Annotated in this window: 8 protein-coding genes; all 8 read left to right on the top strand. The window is 48.3% G+C overall.

Going from position 1 to position 12366, the window contains the following annotated elements:
- The first annotated feature begins 33 nt into the window (after window positions 1-33).
- The 8 genes from ACDE64_RS09420 to ACDE64_RS09455 all read left to right on the top strand — a co-directional run bounded on the left by ACDE64_RS09420 (window position 34) and on the right by ACDE64_RS09455 (window position 12366).
- On the top strand, window positions 34-1026 hold the full coding sequence (locus tag ACDE64_RS09420; protein ID WP_411346207.1) for a LacI family DNA-binding transcriptional regulator: 993 nt from the start codon (window positions 34-36) through the stop codon (window positions 1024-1026).
- Between the two features lie 16 nt (window positions 1027-1042).
- Window positions 1043-2305: a sugar ABC transporter substrate-binding protein gene (locus ACDE64_RS09425; RefSeq protein WP_411349789.1), complete on the top strand. Its 1263-nt coding sequence runs from the start codon at window positions 1043-1045 to the stop codon at window positions 2303-2305.
- A 229-nt stretch (window positions 2306-2534) separates the two neighbouring features.
- Complete coding sequence (locus ACDE64_RS09430) at window positions 2535-3779, top strand: sugar ABC transporter substrate-binding protein (protein ID WP_411349790.1); 1245 nt, start codon at window positions 2535-2537, stop codon at window positions 3777-3779.
- A 122-nt stretch (window positions 3780-3901) separates the two neighbouring features.
- Window positions 3902-4807 (top strand): carbohydrate ABC transporter permease, encoded by a 906-nt coding sequence (locus tag ACDE64_RS09435; protein ID WP_411346210.1) that lies wholly within the window; start codon window positions 3902-3904, stop codon window positions 4805-4807.
- Window positions 4808-4864: 57 nt separating this feature from the next.
- Window positions 4865-5689, top strand: a complete 825-nt coding sequence (locus tag ACDE64_RS09440; RefSeq protein ID WP_411346211.1) for a carbohydrate ABC transporter permease — start codon at window positions 4865-4867, stop codon at window positions 5687-5689.
- Between the two features lie 88 nt (window positions 5690-5777).
- Window positions 5778-8195, top strand: a complete 2418-nt coding sequence (locus tag ACDE64_RS09445; protein ID WP_411349791.1) for a GH36-type glycosyl hydrolase domain-containing protein — start codon at window positions 5778-5780, stop codon at window positions 8193-8195.
- A 162-nt stretch (window positions 8196-8357) separates the two neighbouring features.
- Window positions 8358-8825 carry a GNAT family N-acetyltransferase gene (locus ACDE64_RS09450; protein WP_411349792.1) on the top strand — a complete coding sequence of 156 codons (468 nt, stop codon included), beginning with the start codon at window positions 8358-8360 and terminating at the stop codon, window positions 8823-8825.
- Window positions 8826-9483: 658 nt separating this feature from the next.
- Window positions 9484-12366 carry a 2-oxoglutarate dehydrogenase E1 component gene (locus tag ACDE64_RS09455; protein ID WP_411349793.1) on the top strand — a complete coding sequence of 961 codons (2883 nt, stop codon included), beginning with the start codon at window positions 9484-9486 and terminating at the stop codon, window positions 12364-12366.

A 12366-nucleotide genomic window follows, 5' to 3' on the forward strand; every position in this document is an offset into this window, starting at 1 on the left:
GAAACCATTTTCAAGGAACAGGGGTGAGCAGAGATGGGGGCAACGATCAAAGACGTAGCCGCTCTGGCGGGTGTGGCGGTATCGACAGCGTCTTATGCGCTGAATGGAATTGGCCGTGTAAGTTCAAAGACGCGAGGCAGGGTGCTGGAAGCTGCCCGTGAGTTGAATTATCAGAAGAACGGAATTGCTTCCGATCTGAAGCGCTCCCGCACCAATACGATTGCTTTGCTGCTGAGTGATTTGTCCGGTCCGTATTATTCCAGTCTGATCAAGGGTGTACAGGAAGTTAGCCTGAACAATGGCTATGACCTGATTGCTTGCAGTTCCATTGGAGGGGATACATCGACAGCGGTAAAGTTCATCAAGGAGAAACGGGTAGACGGAGCGATTATTCTCGCTCATAACATTCCAGATCGAACGATTATGGAATCGGCACGGGAAGGCTTTCCAATCGTCATGCTGGATCGCCGGTTGGAGCATGAGAGCCTCTGTTATGTAGAAGCTGATCATGAGAAGGGTGGCTTACTTGCTACCAATTATTTGATTGAGAGCGGTCATCGTCGTATCGCGTTTGTATCTGGCCCGGCTAGCAGCAAGCATAATAAGGATCGGTACAATGGATTCTCGCAGGCGATGCAGCAGCATGGATTAACGATCGAGCCGCGCTGGAATCTGGTTGGTAACTTTACGGAGGAAGGCGGCTATCGTGCAGTCAAGCTGATGATTGCACAGGGCGATCTACCGGAGGCGGTATTTTTCGCTAACGATGAGATGGCACTGGGTGGCATCACCGCTCTGAATGAGGCAGGCATCCGGGTGCCGGAAGATATCTCGGTGGTCGGCTTCGATGATATTGTTCAGGCTCGTTTCCTAACACCTGCACTGACAACGGTGCGGCAGCCAGATTATGAAGTCGGCGCGCTCGCTGTGCATCTGATTTTCCAGATTTTAAAAGGAGAATCGGTTGCCAAGCATTACACACTAGATACTGAACTCGTCATTCGTGGCACTGTCCGAATGAACTGAAAAAGAGGTGTACCTGATGAAAACATGGTGGAAACCGGCGGTATCGGGTCTGCTGATCTTTTCCTTCCTGCTTGCTGGATGTTCTGGCGGTCAGGAGCAGACCACAACCTCCGAAGGCAAACGGATACTGAAAGTATGGGGCATGGGTGCTGAAGGTACGGCACTGGCACAGATGGCATCGGATTTTGAAGCGAAAAACCCGGACATCAAGGTGGAAGTGCAATCCATTCCATGGGATAACGCACATGACAAGCTGCTGACAGCGGTCGCTTCGCAAAGCGGACCGGATGTAGTACAGATGGGAATGAGCTGGATTCCGGAATTTGCCGATGCTGGCGCTTTACAAGATCTGACTTCCTATGTGGATAAATATCCGAATTTGAAAGCGGATAATTATTTCGAAGGTGCCCGTACTAAGATGACCTATAATGACAAACTGGTCGGTATTCCTTGGTACATTGATACACGCGTATTGTTCTACCGCAAGGATCTATTGCAGCAGGTTGGCTATAATAAAGCTCCTCAAACATGGGATGAGTTGAAAGATGCAGCGACCAAGCTGGCTGCACGCGGGAATGGCAATTACGGTATCCTGCTGGATAGTAAGGATCAGCTGTTTACTCTTCCTTTTGCATGGGAGAATGGCAGCGAAGTGATTAACAGCAACAACCAGGCACAGTTGAACCAGCCTCCTTATGTGGAGACGATTCAATATTTAAGTAGCTTTTTCAAAGAAGGCATTGCTCCAACCCAGAGTGATATGCAGCTGATTCCGTCGTTCGGTGAAGGCATTCTGCCTATGTTTATTAGCGGTCCATGGACTGTGAACCAGATCAAAACCGAATTGCCGGAACTGAAGCCAGATCAATGGGGAACGGCAGTCATTCCTGCCAAAGAGCAGGGTGGTGAAAGCGCATCCGTACTCGGTGGTTCGAATCTGTCCGTATTCAGCAGTTCCAAGAACACCGAAGATGCTGTGAAATTCATCTCGTATTTGAACGATCCGGCGACTCAGGTGAAATGGTATGAGCTGACTCAAGATTTGCCATCCACGACCAAAGCATGGGATGACAAAGCATTTCAGGACAGCCCGAATATCCAGACGTTCCGTACCCAGATGGATACGGCGCGCTCCACACCATCGGTCAAAGAATGGGAAACTATTGCGAAGCAAATTTCCGACGCATTTGACCAGATCGTTGTCGGCGGCGAGGATATTCAGACCCAATTGGATCAATTGAATGAGCAAGCTGATTCTACGCTTCAAAGTGGCAATTAAACCTGTCGTCCTGTCACACTGCACCAGATGCAACTGATTGAAAAGGGGGGTCTGATGATCTGTAGTCGTCATGGACGCAGGCATCGACCACAGCAAGTAAGGATTATCGTTTGATTCTGTGTACCGGCGAAGATTTTGCCGTACGTCCTGATTCCGCGCTTATTCGTAATCCGAACGGCATCTTTGCTGTAATTTTTCATCCAAATATAAATAAAGAGGTGGCCCACGAATGGCTAAATTATGGAAATCCACGATTGTATGTATGCTCGTATTTTCACTCATACTGGCTGGATGCGGTAAAGAAGAGACAACAACCGCGGATGGAAAACGGATTTTGAAAGTGTGGGGTATGGGCGGTGAAGGTGGCTCGTTGCCGGATATGGTTGCAGCTTTTGAAAAAGCAAACCCGGATATCGATGTACAGGTACAGCAGATTCCTTGGGATTCGGCGCATGACAAGTTGTTGACCGCAGTCGCTTCCAAAAATGGTCCTGACGTAATCCAAATGGGAATGACCTGGATTCCCGAGTTTGCCAATGCAGGTGCATTGCTGGATCTGACTTCCTATGTGGATCAGTATCCGAACCTGAAACAAGAGAACTTCTTTGAAGGCGCACGTGAAACGATGACATACGACAACAAGCTGATCGCGATCCCATGGTATATGGAAACTCGCGTCCTGTACTATCGTACGGACTTGCTCAAAGAAGTAGGTTATGATCAAGCACCGAAAACCTGGGATGAGCTGAAAGATGCAGCCGACAAACTGGCAGCACGCGGCAACGGCAACTACGGTATTCTGTTGGATAATCAGGATGCGGCATTCACACTGCCATTTGCTTGGGAAAACGGTAGTGAAGTGATTGGTAGCGATAACAAAGCACAATTCAACCAACAGCCGTATATTGAAGCGGTAAACTATCTGACCAGCTTCTACAAAGACGGTGCAGCTCCAACGCAGAGCGATATGCAGCTGTTGCCAGCTTTCGGTCAAGGTATTATCCCGATGTTCTTCAGCGGTCCGTGGTCGATTAACCAGATTCACGAAACGGTGCCACAAATCGATGGCAAATGGGCGACAGCAGTCATTCCTGCCAAAGAAGAAGGCGGCAAAAGCGCATCTGTACTGGGCGGTTCCAACTGGAGCGTATTCAGTAGTGCAGCGAACAAAGACGATGCTGTGAAATTCGTATCGTTCATGAGTGACCCTGCGAACCAGATTGAATACTACAAACTGTCCAAAGACCTTCCGTCCACGCTGAAAGCATGGGATGACAAAGCACTCGATGGCGAGCAAATCAGCACATTCCGTGATCAAATGGAAACATCTCGTCCTTCTCCATTTGTACCACAATGGGAAGCAGTTGGTCAGCTGATCAAAGCAGCGCTGCAACAAATTGTCGTTGGTGGCACAGATGTGAATACACAAATGGAAGATCTCAATACACAAGCAGACGCCTTACTGCAAAAGTAAGCTGTATCGTTACAACGTGCATGAAGCAATTTAAGGTACAGAACGACGCTCCCGTGCTGTGAATGCAGCCGGGAGATGCCGTTCCACCGGAAGACCATCTTCCGTAAAGGAGGGAACAGAATATGCAAAAGGCCTGGCAGTCGTTGGCGAAGTACAAGTACCCGTACCTGTTCATTGCGCCGACGTTAATCATTCTTTTTATTTTCTCATTTATACCGATTCTGGTTGCTGTGTTTATCAGCTTTACCAATATGAATCTGGCAGGGCTGGCTGACTGGTCCAACATTGAGTTCAATGGTGTACAGAACTTTGTCCAGTTGTTCGGTGATGCGGTATTCCGCAAATCCATGTTCAATACGCTGATCTATGTCGTGGTAGGTGTTCCGCTTGTCGTTATCGTTTCGATGGCGATTGCGATTCTGATCAATCAGGGTACGAGCTGGATTTTCAAAACGTTCCGCGTCATTTACTACATGCCTTCCATTACGAATATCGTAGCGATTGCCGTAATCTGGGGCTATCTGTACAACTCCCAGTACGGTCTGATCAACCATATGCTCGAAGCGGTTGGTATCTCGCCAGTACGCTGGCTGCAAGACCCGACAATCGCCAAGTTTTCCTTGATCATCATGGCGGTGTGGAAAGCGATTGGTCTGAACATGATCATCTTCCTGGCAGCATTGCAGGGCATTCCGCGTACGTATTATGAAGCGGCACAGATTGACGGTGCTAGCCGCTGGCAACAGCTGATGCGTATTACGGTTCCGCTGCTTGGATTCGCGACATTCTTCGTATCGATCACGACGCTGATCGGTTGGATTCAATTCTTCGAAGAACCACTCGTTATGACGAAGGGTGATCCGCTCAATGGAACAACCTCGATGGCGCTGTTTATTTACCAGACGGGCTTCCAACGCAGTGATTTCGGTTATGCAGCAGCAGGTTCAATCGTGTTGTTCGTTATCATTATCTTAGTCACTCTTGTTCAATTCAAAGCACGCAAAAAAGACAGCGATGTCGAATATTGATATCCGAACAGCCTGAATGAGCTGATGCCGGAGCACACTGTGAGAGGAGGTTCCGTTATGGATCTTCGCATAAAACCTGTTTATAAAGGCATTATCGTTGTCGCTCTGCTGATCGGTGCGATCGCCATGTGTATTCCTTTTGTATGGATGATCCTGTCATCGTTCAAGCCGGAGAGTGAGGTTACATCGCTAACCCCGAGCTTCTGGCCGCAAGCGCCAACGCTGCACAACTTTGAACGATTGTTTACGGAAATGAACTTCCAGAAATATCTGGTCAATACGTTGATCATCGTATTCTTCTCGTTTATTGGACTATTCCTCAATGCGGCAGCCGGTTATGCGTTTGCCAAGTTCCAATTTCCGGGCCGTAACGTACTGTACTATCTCGTACTTGGTACGATGATGATTCCGTCCCAGGTAACGATGATTCCGGTCTACCTGATTTTGAATGAAATGCATCTGACCAATACAATGGCGGGGATTGTTCTGCCAGGTATGGTAAACGCATTTGGTATTTTCTTATTCCGTCAGTTTATGACGAGTATTCCGAACGATCTGATCGAGGCATCGCGTCTGGATGGAGCGGGTGAGATTCGTACCTTCTTCCAGCTGATTATTCCGATTGCCAAACCGATCTTTGCGGTACAAGGGATTCTGACCTTTATCGGCGGCTGGAATAGCTTCCTGTGGCCGTTGATCGTAGCGAACGACGAGAGCCTGTATACGTTGTCCGTCGGTCTGCAATTGCTGAAAGGTCAATATGGTGGTGACTTTGCTATCCAAATGGCGGGCGCATCGTTTATGGTCATCCCGATTCTGATTATCTTTATTTTCGCACAGCGTCACATTATTGAAGGCTATACCATTTCTGGTATGAAATAAGAGTCATAACAATGCAATGCGATTGTTCGCAATAACGAACACCCACCTACAGAGATACAGAAATTTACACACTACGGAGGGATTCAGTATGTCTACTGTACAAAACCAGCAAAACCAAGTACCAAGCGATGCACTTTTCCAAAATGAATATGGCTATTTCACTGCCAACGGGCGCGAATATGTCATCACTAACCCGCGTACGCCGCGTCCGTGGAGCAACATTATTAGTAACGGTGATTACTCCTTTATGGTGTCTCAGGCAGGCGGCGGCGCATCGTGGCGGGGCAATGCCGGTCAGAACCGGATTACTCGTTTATTTCAAGATGTGATCAAAGATTCATGGGGCAAATTCGTATACTTGCGCGATCGCAATTCTGGACAGTACTGGTCAGCAGCATGGAAGCCAGTTATGGCAGAGTTTGAAGAATACGAAGTACGCCATGGTATCGGCTATAGCGTATTTACGCAGCAGGTAAACGGAATCCGCAGCGAAATGACTGTATTCGTTGCACCGGATGCACCTTTGGAATTAATAAAGTTAAAAATTACCAATAACAGCGAACAAACGCGCGAGTTAGATGCGACAACGTATTTTGAATGGGCGCCGGGCTTTGCACCGGATGAACATCGCGAATTCCACAAAATCTTTATGAATTCCGAATACCGCGACGATCTGAACGCGATTCAATTGGAAAAATACCTGTGGGGCTTCCCGGATGAGAAAGGGCGCAGCAACAATGTAAGCTGGCCGTACACCGCTTTCCACGCAGCTAGTGAAAAGCCATCCTCATATGATGCGGACAAAGAGTCATTTGTCGGCATGTACGGTGAGGAAGCTCGTCCGCAGGCGATGCAGGATCAAGAATTGGCTGGTCATACCGGACGCTTTGGCGACGCAGCTGCTTCATTGCGTGTAGCCTTTACGTTAGAGCCGGGCGCATCTCATACGGTTGTATTCACCATTGGTGCCGCCGAGCACGAGAAAGAAGACGCCGCCGCATTGATCAAAGAATACACAAGCGTGGAAGCAGCGGATCGTACGCTGGCAAGAGTGCATGAATTCTGGAGTGAATTGATCGATCAGGAAGAGATTCAGACGCCGGATCCAGCGATGAATATTATGACCAACGTCTGGTTAAAATATCAATCCATCTCCTGCCGCCTATGGGGCAAAACGGCTTATTATCAAGTGAGTGCCGGCTACGGTTATCGTGACCAATTGCAGGATTCGCAAATTTTCCTAACTAGCAAGCCGGAATTGATGCGCAAGCAGATTCTGATGCATGCATCTCAGCAATTCCAAGAAGGGGATGTACTGCACTGGTGGTTCACGATCAAAGGCGGCGGTCCGCGTACACGTTGTTCCGATGACCTGTTATGGCTGCCGTTCATTCTCGATCCGTATCTGAAGGAAACACAGGATTACGATATTCTCGACGAAGTAACGCCGTTTCTCGATGGCGGCGAAGCGACGGTATACGAGCACTGCAAACGTGCCATTGAGAAGACGTTCAAACGTTTCAGCCCGCGCGGTGTACCGCTGATGGGTGAGCATGACTGGAACGATGGGCTGAGTGCCATCGGTTACGATTGGAAAGGCGAAAGCTTCTGGGTCGGTGAGTTCTTGTACATGATTCTGGGCAGCTTTGCTCCTGTTGCTGCGAAACGTGGCGATCAAGCATTTGCCGATAAAATGCTGGACGTACAAAGCAGTCTGAAAAAGGCGCTTAACGATCATGGCTGGGATGGCGAATGGTATCTGCAAGCGACTACCGATGACGGTCTCAAAGTCGGTTCCAAAGAAAACGAAGAAGGTCAAATCTTCCTCAACCCACAAATTTGGGCGGTCATTTCCGGTGTAGCGGACGAGGAGCGCGGTCAGCAGGCGATGGAGAGCGTAAGCAAACATCTGCTGCGTGATTACGGCTCACTGCTGCTATATCCGGCTTATACGAAAGTTCGTCGTGATATCGGCTATATCACACGCTATGCACCGGGTCTGCGTGAAAATGGCGGTGTCTATACACATGCTGCAACATGGGCGGTCTGGGCATACACACTGGCTGGTCAACCGGAAAAAGCATACGAAGCGTACAGCAAAATCTGTCCGCCAAACCGTTCCCACGAGCCAAACAGCTATGTTGGCGAACCGTATGTAACACCGGGTAACTCCGACGGTCCGATTTCGCCAAACTACGGTCGTGGCGGCTGGACATGGTATACCGGTTCTTCCCAATGGCTGCAACGTATGGCAACCAACTGGATTCTGGGCGTGCGCGCAGAGAATGAAGGTCTGTTGATCGATCCGAGCATTCCATCCGAATGGCCGGAATTCAGCTACCGTCGTAATTTCCGCGGTGCTACTTACCTGATCCATGTGGATAACAGCGCAGGCGTATCTCGCGGCGTGAAGTCCATTACTGTAGATGGCAAGATCATTGAAGGAAATATTCTGCCTGATTTCCAAGACGGCAAAGAGCATGAAGTGAAAGTGGTATTGGGGTAAACGTGAACGTATGATCTGTTGCGAAAAAGCATGGCTATGAAGAAAGGCAGCCATGCTTTTTTCGTTTTGTCTGCGATGCTGACGATGTATTGTTCAAATGCGAAGGAATGTACTATAATTTCAAAAAGCAATCTGGATATAGAGGAGAAGTGAAGCGGGACGATGACATGGCATATTAAGCATTTTAACGAATTGAGTACGACGGAGTTGTATTGCATTTTGAAGGAGCGAACGGATATTTTTGTAGTAGAACAGAATTGTCCGTATCCAGAAGTGGATGGTAAGGATGTGCATTGTTATCATCTGTTGAAATGGGAAGGTGAGCAGATTGTAGCGTATGCGCGTCTGCTGCCGCCGGGTATCGCGTACAAGCAAGCATCGATTGGGCGAGTGATTGTACGAGCGTCTCATCGAGGGCAGGGGCTGGCAGGAGAGTTATTTGCACGCGCGATTGATTATATTCAGCAGCAATTAAACGAAACCGAGATCAAGATTCAAGCACAACAATATTTATGCAAATTTTATGGGTCTTATGGATTCGATCCGATTTCGGAATCGTATCTGGAGGACGGTATTCCGCATGTGGATATGCTGCTGACGAAGCGGCTGGAGCCATTGTCCGCGTTATAGCATTATTTGCACCTTATGATGATACGATGAAAATGCTTTTTCCTATTGTCATACAGCAACAAGCCGCTCATCGCAATCCCAATGAGCGGCTTGTTGCTGTATGAGCGATATATTACTGGACTTCCTTTCCTTCAAACCATAGACACAAACATCATTCATATGACAAAAATAACGAACTCAGACACAATTTTGCCTTATCCAAAACAAGCTACCCAAAATACGACTACCATTGTAAATATAAACATAGTGCTGTAACTGGTTAGATTTGGACAAAATGGCTAAAAATTAAAATTGGAAATTCGTAACTCACTGGTGTAGAATGGGAAATGTAAACAGGATCACAGCAGAAGCAAGGGGGCATGAACAGCTCAGTATTACTTCGAAATATGCTCAATGTTACGGACAAATGGTAGACGAACGATTTGTTAAAATTGGTTTTTTTTGTACAGCACTCAAATTCCGTGATAATCGGGCTAAAAAACCCAAATTATTCTTTATGTACACCAAAGAAAACGTTTTCTTGATGCAGGGTCGCTTTTCCTCGCTTATGGTCCCATTTTAGGCTATTCTGTGATTAATAAGATAGAGGTATAATGAAAAGTGTTGCAATTCCGTCACAAAAATATTCACAAAAAATTCAAGACGGAGGGAATCCTCGATGACAATCGACGAATCGAACAGACCATCGTTATGGCAATCGTATTATGGACCCAATCTGGGGTACGTACAAGAGCAGTATGAAAAGTACAAACAAGATCCTAATTCTGTAGAAGAAGGATACCGTGAGCTTTTTGAACGTCATGGGGAACCAGTTGCTCCGGCAGCGTCCATCTCTGACACAGCAGGTGAAAGTGGGACAAGTGCGCCGGGCAAAGTAGACACCAATCTGTTAAAGAAAGCGGTTGCAGCAGAACGGCTGGTATGGAACATCCGTACATACGGGCATCTGGCAGCAGATATTGATCCGCTTGGACTCAGCACGCCATCTGATGTGCGTTTGCTTGATCCAGAGCAGTACGGTCTCGGTCAGCGCGATCTGGCGCAGCTTCCTGCATCATTGATCTGGGAAAATGCACCGGACGAAGCAAGAGACGGCTGGGAAGCGATTCAGATTTTGCGCAAAAAGTATACTGGTCCGCTGGCATACGAATTTGCACATGTGCATGATGAGCAGGAGCGTAACTGGCTGAACCGTCAGGTAGAAACGAATTCTGCTTCGCAAACCCTTACCAACGAAGAACGTGTGGAGCTGCTGCATCGTCTCGTGGAAGTGGAACAATTTGAAGAATTTCTGCACAAAACATTTGTAGGACAAAAGCGTTTTTCCATTGAAGGAAATGACGCGCTCGTACCGATGTTGGATACGATCGTGCGCATCGCTGCGCGTGGTGGCGCTCGTCACGTATTGATGGGTATGGCTCACCGTGGTCGTTTGAATGTACTGGCACATGTGTTGAACAAACCATACGCCAAAATTTTCTCTGAATTCCATCATTCCCCGAACAAGGACATGATTCCATCGGAAGGCTCGATGGGCATTAACTTTGGCTGGACGGGGGATGTTAAATACCATCTGGGTGCACGTTACTCACTGACTGGCGACAATCAGAGCTACGACACCCGCCTGACACTGGCGAATAACCCGAGTCACTTGGAATACGTGAATCCGGTTGTGGAAGGCTTTACCCGCGCGGCGCAAGATGACCGCAGCGAGAAGGGCTATCCGCGTCAGGACAAGGACAAAGCGGCAGCGATCATTATGCATGGTGATGCAGCATTTGCTGGTGAAGGTATTGTAGCGGAGACGCTAAACTTCAACCAACTGCCGGGCTTCCAAAACGGCGGTACCATTCACATCATCGTCAACAACCGTCTCGGATTCACGACCGACAGCAAGGATTCTCGTTCTACGCATTACGCGAGTGACCTGGCAAAAGGATATGAGATTCCGGTCGTACACGTGAATGCGGATGATCCAGAAGCTTGTATTCGTGCAGCGGAGCTGGCAATGCAATACCGCAGCCTGTTTAAAAAGGATTTCCTGATCGATCTGATCGGGTATCGCCGTTACGGTCACAACGAAGCGGATGATCCAGAAACAACTCAACCGCTCATGTATGGCAAAGTGAAAAATCATCTGCGCGTTGCTTCTATTTATGGCAAACGTCTGGCTGAGCGCAGTGTTACGCAAACGGATAAATACGAAGATTTCAAAAACGAAGTACAAGATCAACTGAAAAACATCTACGATGAAGTAAAACAGAATGAAACGCAAAGTGCATTTGGACCAGTCAATCCGGCAGGCGAAGGCGCAACCAAAGCGTCCAACCAAACTGCTATCGCTGCACCGTTATTGAATCAGATCAATGAAGGGCTATTGACTTGGCCGGAAAACTTCAGCGTATATCCAAAACTGCAACGTATTCTGGAACGTCGTCGTAATGCGCTGACTCCAGAAGGTCGCGTCGATTGGGGACATGCGGAGACACTGGCGTTTGCATCCATTCTGGCAGAAGGCAAGCCGATTCGTATTACTGGTCAGGATGCGGAGCGTGCAACCTTTGCACACCGTAACTTGGTACTGCATGACGCGAAGACAGGCGAAGAATTCTGCCCACTGCATCGCTTACCTGAAGCCAAGGCATCATTTGCCATTCATAACAGTCCGCTGTCTGAAGCAGCTGTGATCGGTTTTGAATACGGCTACAATGTGTATGCACCGGAGACGCTGGTCATCTGGGAAGCTCAATACGGCGACTTCGTGAATGCTGGTCAAGTATTGATCGACCAATTCATCTCGGCTGGACGCAGCAAATGGACACAGAAATCGAGTCTTGTTATGCTGCTGCCACACGGTTATGAAGGCATGGGACCGGAACACTCTAGCGCACGTCCAGAGCGTTTCTTGCAGCTGGCTGCTGAAGAGAACTTTACGATTGCCAATCTGACATCTGCTTCCCAATACTTCCATCTGCTGCGCCGTCAAGCGCTGAGCACGGAAACGGAGGAAGCACGTCCACTCGTCGTTGTAGCGCCGAAAAGTCTGATCCGTAACCAGCGTGTAACGGTTCCTGCTGCTGAGCTAAGCGAAGGTAGCTTCCGTCCGATTCTGGAACAAGCGGGTCTAGGTGGCAACAAAGATGCAGTGGAACGTGTACTCTTATGTACTGGTAAAGTAGCAATTGACCTTGAAGAAGCGCTGGAGAAGGAAAAAGATACTGATTTCTCCTGGTTGCATATTATTCGTGTGGAGCAGCTGTATCCGTTCCCGCAAGAAGAAATCACGAGCGTACTGTCCGGCTTCAAAAACCTGCAAGAAATCATCTGGGTACAGGAAGAACCGCAAAACATGGGGTACTGGACGTATACCGATTCCCGATTGCGTGCGTTGTCTAACGGCGTTGAAGTTAGTTATATCGGTCGTCCGGAACGTTCCAGCCCGGCAAGCGGCTACCAGCACGTTCACGCAGTTGAACAACAACGCATCCTGACATCAGCACTCAAACCAAATTCGTTGAAAAACATATCCCTTGGGAGGTAA

Origin of the sequence: Paenibacillus sp. WLX2291 (genome assembly GCF_046603665.1) — a bacterium.
GTDB lineage: Bacteria > Bacillota > Bacilli > Paenibacillales > Paenibacillaceae > Saccharibacillus.